The sequence below is a fragment of the Armatimonadota bacterium genome, assembly GCA_029907255.1.
In the GTDB taxonomy this organism is placed as follows: Bacteria; Armatimonadota; UBA5829; order DTJY01; family DTJY01; genus JAIMAU01.
Window position 1 is genome coordinate 1 of record JARYMF010000001.1, and the last position, 18,344, is coordinate 18,344.

General features: G+C 46.5%; 15 protein-coding genes. 8 read left to right on the plus strand and 7 right to left on the minus strand.

The window, feature by feature from the left end:
- Together QHH26_00005 and QHH26_00010 are read left to right on the plus strand one after the other, a co-directional pair.
- Window positions 1-1,756: tetratricopeptide repeat protein (locus tag QHH26_00005; protein MDH7480337.1), on the plus strand; the 1,756-nt coding region annotated here is incomplete at its 5' end.
- Window positions 1,757-2,223: 467 nt separating this feature from the next.
- The gene (locus QHH26_00010; GenBank protein MDH7480338.1) at window positions 2,224-3,747 is read left to right on the plus strand and encodes a trypsin-like peptidase domain-containing protein; all 1,524 of its coding nucleotides are present in this window, start codon (window positions 2,224-2,226) and stop codon (window positions 3,745-3,747) included.
- Window positions 3,748-3,758: 11 nt separating this feature from the next.
- Here QHH26_00010 and QHH26_00015 read toward each other — a convergent pair whose 3' ends face one another.
- Window positions 3,759-5,645: a S8 family peptidase gene (locus QHH26_00015; GenBank protein MDH7480339.1), complete on the minus strand. Its 1,887-nt coding sequence runs from the start codon at window positions 5,643-5,645 to the stop codon at window positions 3,759-3,761.
- A gap of 457 nt (window positions 5,646-6,102) precedes the next feature.
- Here QHH26_00015 and QHH26_00020 point away from each other — a divergent pair, with 457 nt between their 5' ends.
- Complete coding sequence (locus QHH26_00020; protein ID MDH7480340.1) at window positions 6,103-6,357, plus strand: hypothetical protein; 255 nt, start codon at window positions 6,103-6,105, stop codon at window positions 6,355-6,357.
- 34 nt (window positions 6,358-6,391) lie between these two features.
- Here QHH26_00020 and QHH26_00025 read toward each other — a convergent pair whose 3' ends face one another.
- The gene (locus tag QHH26_00025) at window positions 6,392-7,192 is read right to left on the minus strand and encodes a gamma-glutamyl-gamma-aminobutyrate hydrolase family protein (GenBank protein MDH7480341.1); all 801 of its coding nucleotides are present in this window, start codon (window positions 7,190-7,192) and stop codon (window positions 6,392-6,394) included.
- 156 nt (window positions 7,193-7,348) lie between these two features.
- On the opposite strand from QHH26_00025, the gene QHH26_00030 reads away from it, so the two are divergent.
- Complete coding sequence (locus QHH26_00030) at window positions 7,349-7,933, plus strand: GNAT family N-acetyltransferase (GenBank protein ID MDH7480342.1); 585 nt, start codon at window positions 7,349-7,351, stop codon at window positions 7,931-7,933.
- 108 nt (window positions 7,934-8,041) lie between these two features.
- Here QHH26_00030 and QHH26_00035 read toward each other — a convergent pair whose 3' ends face one another.
- Window positions 8,042-8,569 (minus strand): GNAT family N-acetyltransferase, encoded by a 528-nt coding sequence (locus tag QHH26_00035; protein MDH7480343.1) that lies wholly within the window; start codon window positions 8,567-8,569, stop codon window positions 8,042-8,044.
- A 239-nt stretch (window positions 8,570-8,808) separates the two neighbouring features.
- Here QHH26_00035 and hisS point away from each other — a divergent pair, with 239 nt between their 5' ends.
- The 4 genes from hisS to QHH26_00055 all read left to right on the plus strand — a co-directional run bounded on the left by hisS (window position 8,809) and on the right by QHH26_00055 (window position 13,590).
- Window positions 8,809-10,095, plus strand: a complete 1,287-nt coding sequence (gene hisS / locus QHH26_00040) for a histidine--tRNA ligase (protein MDH7480344.1) — start codon at window positions 8,809-8,811, stop codon at window positions 10,093-10,095.
- A gap of 39 nt (window positions 10,096-10,134) precedes the next feature.
- Window positions 10,135-11,928 (plus strand): aspartate--tRNA ligase, encoded by a 1,794-nt coding sequence (aspS, locus tag QHH26_00045; GenBank protein MDH7480345.1) that lies wholly within the window; start codon window positions 10,135-10,137, stop codon window positions 11,926-11,928.
- An 80-nt stretch (window positions 11,929-12,008) separates the two neighbouring features.
- Window positions 12,009-12,641 (plus strand): hypothetical protein, encoded by a 633-nt coding sequence (locus tag QHH26_00050; GenBank protein ID MDH7480346.1) that lies wholly within the window; start codon window positions 12,009-12,011, stop codon window positions 12,639-12,641.
- A gap of 115 nt (window positions 12,642-12,756) precedes the next feature.
- On the plus strand, window positions 12,757-13,590 hold the full coding sequence (locus tag QHH26_00055; GenBank protein MDH7480347.1) for an ABC transporter permease: 834 nt from the start codon (window positions 12,757-12,759) through the stop codon (window positions 13,588-13,590).
- A gap of 128 nt (window positions 13,591-13,718) precedes the next feature.
- On the opposite strand, the gene QHH26_00060 is transcribed toward QHH26_00055, so the two are convergent.
- The 4 genes from QHH26_00060 to QHH26_00075 form a co-directional block, all read right to left on the minus strand.
- Entirely contained in the window at window positions 13,719-14,771 is a 1,053-nt protein-coding gene (locus QHH26_00060; protein ID MDH7480348.1) for a glycosyl hydrolase family 18 protein, read from the minus strand.
- 72 nt (window positions 14,772-14,843) lie between these two features.
- Window positions 14,844-15,740, minus strand: coding sequence for a carbohydrate ABC transporter permease (locus QHH26_00065; GenBank protein MDH7480349.1), 897 nt, complete (start codon window positions 15,738-15,740; stop codon window positions 14,844-14,846).
- 16 nt (window positions 15,741-15,756) lie between these two features.
- Window positions 15,757-16,677, minus strand: coding sequence for a sugar ABC transporter permease (locus tag QHH26_00070; protein ID MDH7480350.1), 921 nt, complete (start codon window positions 16,675-16,677; stop codon window positions 15,757-15,759).
- Between the two features lie 328 nt (window positions 16,678-17,005).
- Entirely contained in the window at window positions 17,006-18,340 is a 1,335-nt protein-coding gene (locus QHH26_00075) for a sugar ABC transporter substrate-binding protein (GenBank protein MDH7480351.1), read from the minus strand.
- Between the last annotated feature and the right edge of the window lie 4 nt (window positions 18,341-18,344).

Here is an 18,344-nt window from a genome sequence, read left to right on the forward strand (position 1 = left end):
GCTCTTATTCCTGCTTTTATTTAAAATAACAGGCTTTTTATGGAGGAGCGCTTTTGTAGCCGCCTTGTTCGCGGTGCATCCTCTCCATGTTGAATCCGTGGCTTGGATTGCCGAGCGAAAGGACGTACTCAGCACACTTTTTGGGATACTTACGACGTGGGCATATGTTCAATATGTCAAGTCACCGCGAATTGCAACTTATGTTTTTGTAGTGATCTTTTTTGCCTTAGGCCTTATGTCCAAGCCAATGCTCGTGACCCTTCCCTTTTTGTTCCTCCTCTTAGATTATTGGCCCATTGGCAGGTTTGCTTTTGATGGCAGGTCATTTCGAGTGGCTCCCTCTGGTAAGCTCAAAAAAATATTGGCGGAAAAATTACCCTTATTCGGGCTATCCCTATTGTCGTGTGCGATAACCTATTTTGCCCAAAGTGCAGGCGGAGCCGTCGCTTCATTCGAACGCATGACGCTGGGGGTTAGGGCTGCAAATGCTTTGGTAGCATATACGTGCTACATGCTCAAGATGCTTTATCCGGTAAAGTTGGCAGTGCTATACCCTCATCCTGGGAGCACCTTGCCGATATGGAATTGGCTTGGCTCGGCATTGCTCTTGGTTGCCTTTACCCTGTTGGTAGTCAGAGGTTCAAGAAACAAACCATATCTAGCAGTAGGCTGGCTTTGGTATATAGGCACGATGGTTCCGGTAATTGGCCTCGTTCAAATTGGCATCCAAGCCATGGCAGATAGATATACGTATGTCCCACTAATCGGTCTCTTCATAATAATTGCGTGGGGTACTCCCGATTTAATTCAAAGTTTGCTAAAGGCTCGCTCCTCAAAAGAAAAAGCTTCCATTTACTCTCCCTCACTATTTTTAATAGTTCCTGCTGTTGTTATTCTTGTTGTTCTTGCTTGGGGTGCTCGAGTTCAAATTGGATATTGGAAGGACAGCATTACTTTGTTTCAACGCGCGCTTGCAGTAACGAAAGGCAATTACCTAGCACATCAAAACCTAGGTGTGGCATTGTTCCACCAAGGCAAGCTTGACGCTGCCGCTAATGAATTCCGTGCCGCGCTGAAGTTAAAGCCATCTTATGCGCCTGCACACAATGGCCTTGGTGCCGTCCTTATGTGCCAAGGTAGGTATAACAAGGCAGTTAAGCACTTCAGTGCTGCTATTAGATTCGACCCTCGCCTCGAGGATGCAAGGAATAACATGGCTTTCATCATGGAGAAGTGGGGCAGAAATGACGAGGCAATTGCCCACTATGAGGCGGTTTTGCGGATAAATCCTGACAATGCTGATGCTCATAACAATCTAGGCTTGGTATTAGCGAAATTGGGACGTTTTGACGAAGCAGCAGCCCATTTCTCCAATGCGCTAAAACTTAAACCCAATGATGCGGAAATTCATTGCAATCTCGGCTCAGCCTTCGTTAAGCTTGGGCGGTTTGATGAAGCAGTTAGGCATCTCAGTGTTGCTGTAAAAATTAACCCGCAATTAATTGAGGCGCACTATAACTTGGGGAATGCCATGGTATCGCTGGGGGAGCTTGATAAGGCCGTCGAAGAATACAGAAATGTATTGCAAATAAAGCCAAACCATATCCCTGCAAGAAATAACATTGCGGCGGTTTTGTATCTTCAGGGAAAATATTCCGAGGCATGGAAAGAGATTCAGAAATGTCAAAGTTATGGTGGCACCCCAAATCTTGAATTAATCCGTTTGCTATCAAGTAAAGCACCTCGGCCTCGCTAGATTCGTTTAATGTGTTGGTAAGTCTGGAAAATGCCGCAAATTGGCATGGAATTTGCACATGACTAAATTGGAAGAGGAAGCCTCAAGCAAGGAGGTAGGGTATAGTGAAAGTTCTGGCTACTTTTTTGGCATTAATTATAATTATGTGCTTTGTAGAGACTGCCCAAGCTTTTAGCAACTGGGTAGCTGGTTTCTAAAGGTTGACCTTGCCTCGAATTGGGTCAGCGAGGCAATTTCTACATCGGAAGCGAGTAGAGTCACGTAGTGAAGCATTCTTATTGCATATCACTTTCTGAGTGCTAGTGACGCCGTATTAAGCCCCGATTATTATCGGGGCTTCTTCTTTTTATAAAGGTGAATCTCAATCATTGAGAGCGGTAGCCACCTGCTGTTTTACACAATATTAACCAAGGGTAACAGACTCCATAAGCATTATGAAATAAGCGCAGAACAGGAGGGAGTAGATAATGCCACTGCGTACGAACGGCGTCATTTGGCTGCGAATGCCCTCTTTTCTTTTAACCTTTTCCATAATCCTTGCCGTCTTGATTTCACTTTTGTTGCCAAAATATTTCGGATTGGCGGCAAGTTTGCCCTCTGACATTGCTCAGCAGAATTCAATCCTCCCGATTCTTGAGAAGTCATTTAGCGAAATTGCCCAACGCGTGGAACCAGGCGTGGTTAGCATAACTGCAGTACGCCCTCCGGATTTGAGGGGGAACCTTCGCGAGAATTCAGAATCACTTGACAAGTACTCCCAAGGTTTCTTACATCCTGAGTATTCTTCTAACACTACGAATAAGTTCTCAGGCAATTTTACTGTTCAATCTGAAACTGCAAACGGTTCTGGCACCATAATTCGACGAGATGGACGCAACTTCTATATCCTAACAAATTATCACGTTGTTGCGAATTCGTATGCCGTTTCTGTAAGGCTTGCTGATGATACTGATTTGAAGGGCATAGTTGTTGGTGTAGACCCAGCAACAGATTTGGCAGTCGTACGGGTATCTTCGCCAAGGTTGAGCGATGAGAATGTTTTACCGCTAGGTGATTCTGATAAGGTTAAGGTTGGTTCCTGGGTTCTGGCTGTCGGCAGTCCGTTTGGTTTCGAGCATACGCTTACTTTTGGCATAATAAGTGCTCTTCAGCGCCAACTTGAAGACGAGGATACTCAGTATCTCAATCTAATACAGACTGATGCGGCCATCAACAAAGGCAATAGTGGCGGGCCGCTTCTTGATATGGAAGGCAGAGTAATTGGCATAAATACCGCGATTGCATCCCCGACGGGCGGTTTTATTGGTTTGGGGTTTGCAATTCCAATCAACGATGCGAAGGAGATACTGGATGAGCTTATCACCAATGGTCGAGTTGTGCGGGGCTGGCTTGGTATTGGTATACAGCAGCTCACCCCGGTGCTTGCGGAGTATTACAATGTTAAAAGTGGAGTTCTTGTGGCTTATGTGGATGAGAAAGGTCCTGCTTCTTTTGCTGGCCTTAAGAGTGAGGATATTATTATCTCCTATGGTGGAGTTCCAATCAATAATGTAGCAGACCTCAAGCGTTTGGTGGCTCATACTGAACCTAGAAACCGGGTAACCCTTGCAATAGTGAGGGACGGGAAGGAAATAAATATATCAGTCCGAGTGAGGGAATCGCCGAAAACGCCAAAGGCACGTCCAACCGCACCTGAAACCTTTGAGAAGTTGACTCCTGGATTCCAGACTAGGGCGATGACTCCGGCGATGGCAAAACGAATTGGTTTGGACGTTGTTATGGGAGTGATTGTTACGCAGGTAGAGCCGGGGTCTGCGGCGCAGGCAGCAGGTCTTGAGGTTGGCGACGTAATATTAGCGCTCAATGGCAAGTCTGTTGGAGGATTCCGCCAGTTTGCCGAGATGTGGGCGGATATTCAAGTTGGGGATATAGTCGTTATGCGCGTTTTGCGTGATGGGTTGCCACGGATAATCGGATTCCGTTGGGAGTAACAATCAGAAGCTTAATTCAGCTTCTTTATATCAGCCGGTTGTCTGGCACGAATTACCGGGATTCTTATTTCAGTATACGCAGGAATTTCAATGGTGCTGATGCCGGTCACGCTTACAAAATCGTTCCTTTTAACGGAAGGCGTCCCGGCTGTGTAAACCTTCAGTCCTGTAAGGCCCGAACCATCATCTAGATTAGATCCATCGTCGATGTATATGAAATTTCGGCCGACGCTTGTAACTTTGCCCCACGTTTTTACCAATAGCCCTGTGTTCGGTAGTCCAATTCCGCCCGTTATGCCTCGATATCCCAGCTCCTGCCCTCCAACATCTTTATTTGAAATACCTAGTGGAGCTACTGTTATTCCATTACCTACTATTGTGACGCGTGGGTTGATAATAGCTAATTCGCCGTTTGGAAAATCCTCAGGCTTTGCTGTATAAAGCTCGCCAGCAACTTCCACAAGGTCGCCTATTGACGTTGGTGTGGTTACCGATTGACCATAATAGACCATTATTCCTGCCGATCGGTCGGGTTCCTCGATATAGAATCTGTCCCCAAACTGTGCCGTTCCTGCCGTTACGGGCTTTGCAGATAGTTTGACAAACTCACCAATTTCGGCGTTCCAAAGCTCTCCGATGGTTGAATAAGTTTCAAACGCCTCACTGAGCGCCCGATATGCGTTAATTCTTCCCCAACCTGTATACCTATCCCAGCCTGTTGTGCCGATATCGTCGCAGGTTTGCTCAATTTGGTCGCGCACTTGTTGGTTTGTCCAGTCCGGGTGCGCTGACCATATGAGCGCGGCTAAGCCAGAAACGAATGGCGTTGAGGCTGAAGTTCCACTCAGTATCTCGTAGCCATCGAACAACCATGACCAATACCACCACGGTACACTGCTAATTATGAAGCTCCCTGGCGCCATGACATCGAGTGAATCTCCATAGTTGCTTCCACCTTCGCCCCAGTCAGCAGCTGTGCAACGCATATCATATTCATTGGTTGCACCCACTGAGATTGTCGCTGGATAGTATGAGGGATAATGCGGGTCAGTTCGGTCATCAAGGCCGTCATTGCCACTTGCAGCGGTAAGTACACATCCGGCGGCCCACGCTTCATTCACTGCAGCTTCCAAAGCTGGCACGTGCAAATATGTGCCAATGCTCATATTGATAACTTTGGCGCCGTGCTCGACAGCCCAGATTATGCCTTCGGCTGCGTCTGCTTCTTCTCCATAACCGTCGGCGTTCAACACCTTAATTGGCATAAGAAGGGCATTCCAATTAACTCCGGCTATTCCCGTGTAGTCATCTCCCCACGCGGCGGCAATTCCTGATACAAAAGTACCATGCATATGGTCGTCTTCTGTATTTGACGAACCATCAATCGCATTGTAGCCAGCGACAATCTTACCTGCTAAGTCAGGGTGGCTGGAGTCTATGCCTGTGTCTATTATTGCAATTATTATGCTATCTGAGCCAGTGTTTATATCCCATGCCTCAGGGGCATGTATATCGCATCGCCCATAGCTGTTATAAAGACCCCATTGCAGGAAGAAAAGCTCGTCGTTTGGAAACAAATCGGCGTGTATTATATGGTTCGGGCTAGCGAAGTTTACATGAGGGTTACGTGAAAACTCGGCTTGCGCTTCTTCGATTGTTTTCCCTTTTGGCAGACGGAGGCGGTATACATTAATCCGCGGGATAACTTCTTTGACGGAAGCACCGTGTTCTTTAATTATCTTATCTGCTGGCGCACCTTTTCGAAATTGCACAAGTATTTCGCCAGGTACGTATTTCTCATGTCTTGGAAGCGAATGCTTCCATGGTAGTGCAAAGCAAAGGGTGGGCAGAATCAAGAAGTAAATGGCTAATATTGAAGCGTATCTAATGCTTTTCATTTATATCGCACTACTTTCCAAGCGATTTTCTAATTCGCTTGAATGTCGGTGTACGAGGGGTTGTTAGTGATTACTGGCTTTCATTTTTGAAGACTTTGCATTTCTACTCTATCACCGACAGCTCGAATTGTCAACTAACTGCTCACAAACTGGCAATTTTACTAGCTTGCTTGACACTTTTGCCCATGGTTGTTAGAATAATAGCGATCTCCTATCTCGGTTATATAAAATGCACTTGGTATAAAAGCGATAGCAGGCAATGCAATTTACCTGCTATCGCCCTGGAGAGAGGTGATCGTATAGCGTAGGGTATTAGACACGCAAGCAATTCGGACGCTATACTATTTTTTTGCTACCCCATTGCAATCATATTCCAAACCTATGGGCATAGCTAGCCTGCAGGGAATGCATTTATTGAAGCATTGGCATTGCATACTATACCAGGATGGTGACGGTTATGGACCTGGCAGCTATAGAATCAAGACTAATGTCAGGCGAGGAATTGAAGATCAAGTATAAATATCCTCGGCAATTGGGTCCTGGGGAAAAGGGTTCGGCTTATGGGGTACGCAGCGACAAATTGGTTGATGTTTCTACGGAACTACGGCGATTTTATGTGATTTTTCGCGGCCAGACGCCAATCTGGATTGAAGAGAATGAAGTAATAGAAATCACCCCTGATGATGGTGTATATCAGGAGTTCGAGGAATAGGGTCTAGCTACTACAAAGTGTTTTTTTTGTGATTTTACGGCAATTCAGCATACTCTTGTGCGGCAATTACAAAGGCTTTGAATAGACGTTTACATGGCTTATAGATGTATTCATCTGATGCTTTCTCTGGATGCCATTGGACCGCTATTATCCAGGGATGGTTCAATCCCTCAAGTCCTTCGATAAGTCCATCTGGTGCGAACGCAACGGGCACAAGCCTTGGCGATTTTTCCTTTGCGGACACTCCTTGATGATGGCGGCTGTTTACTTTCTTGATATCTGGCCCGAGAATTTCATATAAGCGACTATCCTCGCGAATTTGTATGTCGTGTGAGCTACTTGAACCCGATTTATGCTCTGGCTCATCTTCTTTAGTATATGATTTATGCCTTAGGCCAGTGCGAACATCTTTCACTAAACTGCCACCAAGTGCGACATTCAAAACCTGAAAGCCGCGGCATATCCCAAGAATAGGCATGCCCTTTAAGTAGGCCGCACGAATAAGCGGAAGTTCAAGCGCATCGCGCTCGGGGTCGCAGTCCATTTTATATTTTGCAATCAATTCCTCCGTTGAGAGTTTTTCATCCCCTGGCTCGGTCCGCGAATTATAATTATCGGGGTGAACGTCCCGACCGCCACTCAGGAGGAGACCGTCAATTTGGAGCAGAGATTCATGGAGCTCTTGGGGGTCGAGATATGGAGAGGGACAGAGAAATATCGGCGCTCCTCCCGCATCTCGAATAGCATCAGCGTAGGGTTGGTAATCCTTAAGCTGGTCGTCTGGCGGTGAATTTTTGGCTGTCCCAGTTGTAATTCCGATTACAGGTTTTTTCATGTCTTCCTTATTCTCCGGGTGATAGAATAGCAGGCAATATTTACGAATGTCAACGTCTTGAACCGTTTGCTTAATTTAATTAACGGTATACAAATGCTGCTACACAGGCGTTCGAAAAATCGGGTGATTTGCAAAAGCAGGATATAATGGGATTGGTTGGCGAAGAAAAATTTTGTTATGGAATTGATGACGCTAGAGACCGAACGCCTAGTTCTGAGGCTAATTAGAGAAAATGACGCGCCTGCTTTGCATCGGATTATGAACGATCCGGAGGTTACCCATAATCTGCTATTCCCCTATCCTTTGCCAAAGGAGCAGTTGGCGATTTGGATAAAAAGCAGTATCGAGGGCTTTAGCAGTCGTGAGAAATACCCAATGGTTATCGTGTTAAGGGAATCTAATGAGGTGATTGGCGTTTGCGCCTTCTACCGAGTCAACTGGGAACATATGAATGCCGAACTTGTCTATTGGCTTGGCAAGCAACACTGGGGCAAAGGTTATATGACGGAGGCCGTCCGCAGAATGCTTGTGTTCGGTTTTGAAGAGCTAGGATTTGAGCGAATTTATGCAGGATGTTTTACAAGAAATCTTGCCTCTCGTCGTGTTCTGGAGAAGGTGGGATTCTTATACGAAGGACTTGCTAGACATGAATTCAAAAAGGGCGACGAGTTTCTTGATGTTTTTCATTTTGGCTTGACGCGTAGCGAATTTTTCAAAGAAAAATATAAAACTCGTGTTTAGCTTACCAATCTAACTGGTTATAAATAAAACAGCTGGACCATCCACGGTGATTTATGTTCCGCTTGAAAGCGGAATGTGTATTTTGCCGTGGATGGTCCAGCTGTTTTATTATTTGGTTTCGCCGATTTGAGCCAATATAGTCTTCCAACGAGTTGGGTGCGTGTCATCTGTGTATAGAGGCTGGAATCCAAGTCGAAGATAGGTCTTTATCGCCGGGATTCGAAAGTCATCAGTCAACAGTTCTACTTCCTTAAAGCCGTGGTCCCGAAAGAAATGGAGCACAGCTAGCGACAATAAGTATCCCAAACCTTTCGACCGGTGCTCAGGCAGCACACAGACCATGTGAAGCGAACCTTTTTCCCACTCTGTTTCAGAAGGTCGCCATGCACATGCTGAGCCCACTGGCTTGCCGTTGTATGTAACGAAGAACAATCCTTCTGGCATAAATTGCGGGCACCCTGTGAGCTTTTCACGGCAGCTTTGTTCATTCCATTCGCCAATTCCTGTGTTCATTATTTCTGCCCATGCGGCTTCATCTCCAGGCTTGAATGTTCGTAATTCGTAACCCTTGGGGATTTCGATTGGCGGCAGATTGCTTAAATCCCGAATAATCATTTTTAACTGGCTGCGGCTCATTGGCTGCTTCCTAAATTTTAGTATCCCTTTATCATTTATGGCACAATTAAAAAATTCCTTTTATCCAGGAGAGTGAAACAGCACTAGAAACTTTAGTTTTTAGTGCTGTAAAGAATGATTAACGTTGCATGCTAACTATGCTGCCAATCTAGCCGCTATCGAATGGGATTTTGGACTTTGTTTACGTTTGACAATCTAAGGAGAATTCCCATAGAATATCGCAAGGAGGCGAGTGAGTAATGCGATATTCCGCGCCGCGGGGGACGCAGGACATTCTCCCGCGCGAAAGTTTTCGCTGGCAATACATCGAGGCTAAATTCCGAGAAGTCTGCAGCTTATATGGATATAATGAGCTACGCACTCCTACGTTCGAGGAAACGGAGCTTTTTACACGAAGCATAGGCGAGCATACAGACATTGTCAGTAAGGAGATGTATACCTTCCTTGACCGGGCTGGTCGAAGCATGACGCTAAGGCCGGAAGGCACGGCGCCAGTTGTGCGAGCGTATATTCAGCATAAACTTTTTGGCGAGATGCCGGTCTCGAAATTCTACTACATCGCCAGCATTTTTCGCTATGAGCGACCCCAAGCTGGAAGGTTTCGTGAGCACCACCAGGTTGGCGTGGAAGCCCTGGGCTCGCTTGACCCGGCAATTGATGCGGAGGTCATTGCATTGCTCATGCATTATTTGAGTTCGCTTGGCCTCCAAGATTTAGAGCTGAGAATTAACTCAATTGGTTGTCCGGGGTGCCGGCCTGAATACAGGGAGATTTTACAAAAGGCAGTTCAGCCTTTCCTTGTGGAATTGTGCGAAAGCTGTCAAATCAGATTCCATGCAAATCCCCTGAGGATGCTTGATTGCAAGGTGCCTCGTTGCCGAGAGCTAACCGTAAGCGTTCCAAATATCGTTGAGCATTTGTGCAAGGAATGCGATGAACACCTCAAAACCGTTCTGCACTACTTGGATATCCTTGGCATCAGCTATGTTTTGGATCCTAGATTAGTTCGAGGATTTGACTATTACACTAAAACTGCATTCGAAGTAGTGAGCACCTACCTTGGAGCGCAAAATGCTGTTGGAGGTGGCGGGCGATATGACGGTCTTGTTGCCGAAATGGGCGGCCCTCCAACTCCTGCTGTTGGTTTCGGCTCGGGAATCGAGCGAACACTTATGGTCATGGAAGCGCAAGGAATCGAAATACCAGTAGCCGATCATCCGGCGGTATTTGTGGCTACCGTTGGCGATGCCCCTCGTGAGGCGGGCATAAAACTCCTTGCAGACCTTCGGAAAGCTGGTATTTCGGCGGAGACTGATTACTCCGGCAAAAGTCTAAAGGCTCAAATGAAAGCCGCTGACCGTGCACACGTTTATTTGGTAATCATCATTGGTGAGGACGAATTGAATCGCGGCAAAGTGAAAATTCGGGATATGGAAACAAAAGAAGAAACTGATGTATTGCTAGGCGATGCAGTAGAGCAAACACGGAAGATGATTGAAAGCAAGCGAAAATCTGGTGGCAAATAGAAAAGATTATATAATTTTTGATTTAATTCAGGAGGAAAAATGGAGTGGCAGCGTACGCATAAATGTGGCGAGTTAACAGCCGCAAATATTGGCGAGGAAGTTCGCCTAAATGGCTGGGTACAAAGAAGGCGCGACCACGGTGGCATCATTTTCATTGATTTGCGAGACCGATGGGGCATTGTGCAGGTGGTTTTCGACCCCCAGACTGCCCCTCAGGCCCATGCCGAAGCAGAAACAGTGCGCAGTGAATATGTATTAAGCGTTCACGGCACAGTGAGGCGCCGCCCTGAGGGAACAGAGAACCCAAAGCTTTCAACAGGGGAAATCGAAGTAGCCGCAGACAACGTATTTATACTCAATCCAGCCAAGACGCCACCATTCCAGATTCTAGACGATGTTGAGGTTGATGAACTTGTCCGTCTGAAATACCGGTATCTCGACCTCAGGCGGCCTATAATGCAAAAAAAGCTAATACTTCGCCATAAAGTCGTTAAGCTAATTCGCGATTTCCTAAGCGAGCGCGATTTCATCGAAGTCGAGACACCAATTCTAATCAAAAGCACGCCAGAAGGGGCGCGCGACTATCTTGTGCCAAGCCGACTCTACCCAGGTCATTTCTATGCGCTACCCCAGTCCCCCCAACAGCTCAAGCAGCTTCTGATGGTGGCTGGCATAGAGCGCTATTTCCAAATCGCAAAATGCTTCCGTGATGAAGACCCACGGGCAGACCGACAGCCGGAGTTCACCCAGCTTGACTTAGAGATGTCCTTTGTTAAGCAAGAGGATATCCTCGAAGTCATCGAGGCACTCATGATTGAAATTGTTGAGAAGCTTAGCGATAAAAAAATCATTAAGCCATTTCCAAGGCTTTCATATGCGGAAACAATGGAGAAATACGGTTGCGACAAGCCGGACCTCCGCTTTGGGCTTGAGCTTGTCGACCTTTCCGACTTGTTGAAAGAAAGCCAATATCAGGTTTTTCGGGGTGCTCTTGACAAGGGTGGGCAGGTAAAGGCAGTTTTAGGCCCAGGGCTCGCACATTATAGTCGCAAGGAAATTGATGACCTAACCAATCTCGCAAAGGGATTTGGTGCAAAGGGCCTCCTTACAATCCAGGTAACTCCAGATGGCATTAAATCGCCTAGCGCAAAATATCTAAGCGAGAATGAAATGGCTGGCATCGTGAGCCGCGCTGGCGCAAAGACTGGCGATCTCATAATGATTGTTGCCGACCAGCAGCCGGCGGTTGTGGCTAAGGCGCTTGCTGGCCTAAGGCTTGAAATGGGAAAGCGTTTGGGTCTCCAGGATCCAAACTTGCTATATTTCGTGTGGGTGCTCGATTTTCCACTTTTGGAATGGAATGATGAGGAAAAGCGGTGGGATTCTTCGCACCATCCGTTTACCTCTCCAAATGAGGAGGACATTCCGCTGTTGGACACCGACCCAGGGAAGGTGCGCTCATATGCTTATGACCTTGTATGCAACGGTGCAGAGTTAGCCAGCGGAAGCGTGAGAATTCATCGGCGAGATGTTCAAGAGAAAGTATTTAATTTGTTGAATATATCGCACGAAGAGCAAATTGCGCGGTTTGGGCATATGCTTGAGGCATTTGAGTATGGTGCGCCTCCTCATGCGGGAATAGCCCCTGGGATTGACCGCCTAGTTATGCTATTGCTCGATGAGGAAAATATTCGCGAAGTGATTGCTTTCCCGAAAACGGCGACGGCATACGACCCAATGACCGGCGCGCCATCTCCTGTAACCGAAGAGCAGCTTAAGGAACTCCATATTAAGCTACGAGAAGGTGCCGTTAGCAAAATTAGAATGACATAAGATATCTTTTTGTTCTGCAAGAGTCCTGTTTCTTTTTGCGCATGTGAGGGGTATGAACTCATGTTGAGTGAAAGCACCAAATGAGCGCAGAGAGTAAACAGCGAGTTGTAAAGTTTGCAGGATTGGATATTGAACGGGGCGATCTGACTCGGGCTAAGCATCGCCTACGTTCTTTACTTCATGATTCTCCTTGTGATTCCGACGCACTTCGACTTTTGGGAAGCATCTACTTCCGGCAGCGGGATTATAGGAATGCCGTTGCTTACTGGTCAAGGTGTGGCTATTGGGGCTATGATGCGTTATTAGCAGCCAACAAGGTTTTTAGGATTATTGTGCGCGCGTTGGAGCATGAGAAGATTGAGGTGGCCCGCCATCATTTGGTTGCTTTTGCAGGAAGTTCGCCGCCTGGTGAGGTTGGTGAAAGGCTGACACTTCTTCGCGACGCTTACTTCAAACTTGGACGCAAGCGTTCTAAGCTCCTAGGGATGGCTTATGTGCCATTTTCAGGCATATTATTTTTGGGGATGCTTTCTTTAGTGGGCCTTGTGCTTGGTGCTGGATGGTCTTGGTTTCGCTTGATGATTTGCCTCTCGCTAGTAGCTACCATCATAACACTAGTAATTTGCTGTACTAAATACCTTCGAGCCTCAGCCGAATACCGCTGGTCGCTTATTCAATGTAAGCATTTGAAAACCGCGTGTGGCAATTCCTGACCTTTACGAGTGTTGATGTTGAATATTAGATTTTGATAGGATAAGGTAATCTTGTCTTGTCTTCCAACAAATGCATGACATTTTCGACGCTGAGCTAATTAGGAGTACTTTCCGTTTGGCGGCACCGCTGATTTTGGCGGCGCTTGGAGGCGTTATTTCGGAGCGTTCCGGAGTTGTAAACATTGCCCTCGAAGGAATGATGCTCGCGGGCGCTTTCTTCGGAATGCTAGGCTCATACATAACCGGCAATCCTTGGGTCGGAGTAATGATTGGAATGCTTGCCGGTGGTCTTCTTGGATTAGTTCATGCCGTTCTTACCCAACGGATGAGACTGAACCATATTGTTAGCGGGGTAGCGCTGAATATCCTTGCGCTGGGAATGACTACTTATCTGCTAAGGCGGATCTTCCAACATGCCGGTAGCTCGCCGCCAGTTAATGGGCTTCCTCAGTTTGGTGGCCAAAACCCGCTGTTTTACTTTTCCATAGTCCTTGTTGTTGGGGTGGGTTTTCTGCTATTTCGCACCCCAGCGGGCTTATGGATTAGGGCTTCGGGCGAGAATCCCGAAGCAGCTGCAGCTGTTGGAATACGCGTATGCGTTGTTCGATATTTAGCAGTTACCATAAGTGGACTTATAGGCGGTCTTTCGGGTACTTATCTCTCTTTGGGGCAGCTGAATATGTTTGCCGAGGGAATGTCAGGAGGGCGAGGTTTTATTGCGCTTGCGGCAGTAATATTTGGAAAATGGAATCCATATGGAGCAGCAGGTGCGGCGATTTTCTTCGGGTTCTTTGATGCGCTCCAAATGCGACTTCAAGGAAAGATGGTTGGTACGATTGCGATTCCATCGGAATTCATGCTCATGCTTCCTTATATTCTAACTATTATTGCCCTTACTGGATTGGTGGGGAGGGCCACTGCCCCGGCGGCATTGGGTCGGACGGAGTAAATCTCCCGCTTAAATATAGATTTCCATGAGTAAGAGTTACTTGCGAAGCTGTGCGTCTGTGATTTGCCCAAGGGATATTCAAGATTTGTTACACTGAGCGGCAAGAATAAGGTAAACTTTGGCGACATCTAGTTAATTATTTTCTGCCCTTTGCGGTATTTTGAGATCAACTTCCAGTAGTTAGGATCTTCATCACCAAGCCGCCAAATTGAGATTCCCGCAATGCGATACTTCCGTGCAAGCTCGAGCTTGTGGGCAAAACTGCTTGGGTCTTCATACCAAACTTGGTGTTTTCCATCTTCGCTTTGATACTCAAACCAATGCGATTTTGCTTCGTTATCCCACCGAAGCAATGGCTTCTTGTCGGCTATTAACTCAGCAATGCCCTTGCTTGTGTATGCTTTTGCACGTCCGTTTTCAGGCCAATCATATCCATACCAGCCTACTCCCAGAATGATTTTGTGCCGCGGGATGGTGCTGACGGCGTAATTTAGGCACTTTTCTACCCAAGGTTTCGAAGCAACCGGGCCCGGCTTGCCGCTGCTCCAGTGTTCATCGTAGCACATAAGCATTACTAAATCACAACACTTGCCGAGGAATTCATAATCAAAAGCACCTGACCAATAGCTGGTTGGATTGTCTTTCGTTTTTGCTGGCACATCGATGGTAACCGCAAGTCCTTTCTCATGGAAGCGGTCGCAGAGCTCTTGCATGAATAGGTTAAAAGCTTGACGGTCAGCTGCATCGATGTTTTCGATGTCTATATTGATTCCTGGGCATTTCCAATCAAGCGTAATCTCGAGTAGTTGGTCCACAACTTTCTTGCGTTTAGCGGGATCATTCAATACTGCACTGGCAATTTCTCTGCTGAAATTGCTGTTGGCAACAAGCGGTAGAATTGCAATGCCGTGCTGTTTTCCAAATGCTAGGAGCCATTTGTCTTTACTGCAAGCTATGTTGCCTTGCGTGTCCTTAATGGCGATTCGTGTAGGGCAGAGATGGGTTATGTGTTTGTAGTTCTGCCGAACGCTAGTATAGTGCTCTTTGTATTGCGGCCCTCTGTGCCAGAAGTAGCCAATGACTAGGTTCCTGCTTTTGGGTTGCCTTACCGCTCCTACCGCGAGGATAAAAACTGCGAAAAAGCTTGCAATCGCTATTAGATAAGCATTTGGTTTTTGCATAGTTTGATAATTTTGGCAACGAAAAGTAAGGAATTGGGAAGGGTATTCTTTTCCCTCCCAATTCCTTTTTATTTATCCTTTAACACCAGAGATTACTACGCCTTGGATGAAGTGCTTCTGAGCAGCGAAGAAGAGTACTAGGAGGGGCAGCATAACGACAGTTGCCGCCGCCATTAGCAAGTTCCAATCGGTCGCATGTTCTCCTTGGAATGCCCAAAGAGCAAGCGCTAGAGTACGCTTGGTTGGGTCACCAAGATAAATCAAAGGGCCAAGGAAATCGTTCCAATGAGCCATAAATGAGAAGATTGCAACTGTTGCAAGCGCAGGCTTTGCCTGAGGCAAGATTACCTTTGTGAAAACGCCGAAAGTTCCTGCGCCGTCGATTTTTGCAGCTTCATCCATCTCGATTGGTATCGTCATGTAGTATTGTCGGAGTAGAAAGATGGCAAATACTCCGCCGCCAAAGAATGCGGGCACCGTCAGTGGGTAGAAGGTATCATACCAGCCAAGGCTGGTAAAAATCTTAAATACCGGTATTAGGGTTACTTGAGGGGGCAGCATTATCGTTGAAAGCAAAACTACGAATAAGAAGTCTCTTCCAGGGAAGCGCATTCGAGCAAATCCATAGGCAACAAGGGAGGCTGACATCAACTGCCCTGCCATTGCAGTAAAAGTAATTATGCATGTATTTTTCAAACATCCGAAGAAATTCATATACTTAAGCGCCTCAGGATAGTTCGACCATTTGATAGGATTTGGAATCCATTGTGGTGGTATGTCGAACACGTGGCTGCTATCTTTGAGCGCGCTGGATACCAGCCAATAGAAAGGAATCATGATAAGAAACGACCCGACAATAAGCAAAAAATAGGTAATCGTATTTGCTATGAGCTTTTGGGTGCTTTTTGCAATTATTTTGTCGCTTTTCTTTTTTGATTTTTGCATTTGGATTTTTGATTGCATGCTCATAGTAGTTTCTCCGTTTCTATCGTCGGCCCCTTACATCCGCCTCGTAGTACACCCAGCGAGCTGAGGATTTGAAAACTAAGAGGGTGCAGAAGAGTATCAGCACAAACAGAATCCAAGCCATCGCTGCGGCATAGCCCATTTGGAAATACTGAAATGCTTTTTGGTATAGGTAAAGCAGGTAGAACAACGTGGCGTATGCCGGGCCACCAGCTGTCATAATGAACGATGATGTAAATACTTGGAAGCTTCCAATAACTCCCATAACTAAATTGAAAAATATTGTGGGCGATATCATTGGAATAGTAATCTTGCGGAATTTTTGCCACCAATTAGCGCCGTCAATCTCGGCTGCCTCGTAAAGTTGGGTGGGGATGCTTTGGAGTCCCGCTAGGTATATTATCATTCCTCCGCCAATGCCCCACAAACTCATGATGATAAACGATGGAAGGGCTAAGGCTGGGTCAGCAATCCATCCAGGTGGTTCTTTCCCAGGTCCTACGCTTATTAAGCCGAGTTTCAGTAGGAAGCTGTTAAGGATGCCATACTGTGGGTTGAATATCCACCGCCAGAGCATCGCTGTTGCTACTCCAGGTAGGATTGCTGGAATGTAGAAAATTGTTCTAAACCATGTCATGCCTTTGACATTTTGGTTGAGGAGTATCGCCACAAGGAGCGAACCCATCAGGCCAAGTGGTAGGGCGAATGCTGCGTAGGTTACCGTTACCTTTAGAGCTTTTACGAACCGAAAATCGTGGAATAATGCCTGTTCAAAGTTCGCAAGCCCGACGTATTTCGGCGGGTTTATGATATCCCAGTCGCACATGCTGATGTAAATCGAGAAAATCATGGGGCCTAAAGTGAAGGCTGTGAATCCAATAAGCCAGGGAAGTATACACAAGAACCCTTCCGCGGCTTCTTTTCTCGCCATTAGCGTCATTTTGCGCGTAGCAAAAATAAATACCAGGCGGCCGATTAGGAGGAGTGTTAAAATCGCCCACAGCATGAGTAGCTTGAAGACAAGCTCGCCGGCAAGCGTTTCCATTCCTCGTATTTCTTGCCACAAAAGCGGCGGCGCGACTGCAAAGTCGAATATATAAACGACCCACCAAAGTAAACGTTTGATGGTATTCCATGCGTCTATTTTGCTTTGTTGTTCAGCACGTTTTTTCTCCATTTGTTGCTCCCCTTAGAAGTATTCCTCTTTGTAGATAGCGCTGGCTATTTTTGAGAATCTGTTTTTGCCAGCTATTCATTAGCAACAGGAATTAGTCGTTCTCATACTTTAGCAAATCGTTAATATGCGGTGTGATATTTAGACATGCCTCTTTGGCAGTTTTCTTTCCTAAGATTGCCCATGTAATCTCATTTGCAATAAGGTCGTTCATTTCGCGAGAGCAGGGAACGCTTGGAAGCGGGTGTCCATAACTGATAGCTTCAATAAACACTCTCTTGTTCTTCGGCTTGTCTTTTAGATATAAGTACGCGCCGGATTCTGCAACGGAACGGCGGCTTGGGATGATATGCTTTGTTTGTGCGAAGTGTCGTTGCATAGTCGGCGAAACCATGAACTTGACAAGTTCCCAAGCTTCCTTTTTATGTTTGGAGCGCTTGAGAATCCCGAAGGCACCTCCGCCAATAAAGGACGCCCGTACCTTGCCTTTTGGAAGTGGTGCTACGTCCCAGTCAAAAGTCTTGATTTCCTTTTGGAAAACCAATGGTGAAGCCCAGCTTCCGCTAACGAACATGCCTATTTTGCCGTTAGTGAAGAGCTTTTGCGCGCCGACATCGGCAGTGTCTGATGGCAGTGGCGCGACACGATGTTTCTGCCGCAAATCTGCCATCCACTGGATTGCTTCATATGCCTCGGGTTGGTCTAGGGTACATCTTGTCTTTTCTTTGTTTAATATATCGCCGCCATTTTGCCATACATATGCCTGCCATGTTGAGTCGGGGTTGCAGCCCCATTGATCGAGGCGACCATCACCATTTAGGTCTTTTGTTAACTTGCGTGCGGCTTCAAGATAGGTATTCCAGTCCCAGGTTTCATCTGGGAAGGGCACGCCATACTTTCGGAACATATCTTTGTTGTAGTACATTGCGTAAATGTCGATGTCGCCTGGAAGAGCATAGATATGTCCTTTGTATGTTCCCCATCCCTTCAAGGCGGGCTGGTAGAAATCACTGAGGTCAAATGTGGGGTCATTGGCTATGTATTCATCCAATGGCTCAAGAAGACCTTTTGCCGCACAAGGCACAAACCAGTTCGAGCTAATTCGGCTTACATCTGGTGGTCGGCCGCCTGCGGTGGAGATAAGGAGTTTGTCGAAAACCCTTATCCAAGGGATAATTTCGAGTTTGACACGTATTTTGGGATGTTCTTTGTAGAATTCTTTTAGCGCCATGTTGTAGAAGGCAACATCTTCTTGGGTGCCCCACATGGTTAGCCTAAGTTCGACTATGTCAGATTGCTGCTTCTGCGAGCACCCGGCACAAAGAAGACCCAAAACTATGCCGATAGTAATAAGCGTGCAAAAAATACGTCTAGCCATCATAGTTTCATCAGTTCCAACATTACTATTCGACGAGGTCAAAGCCCTCACCTTC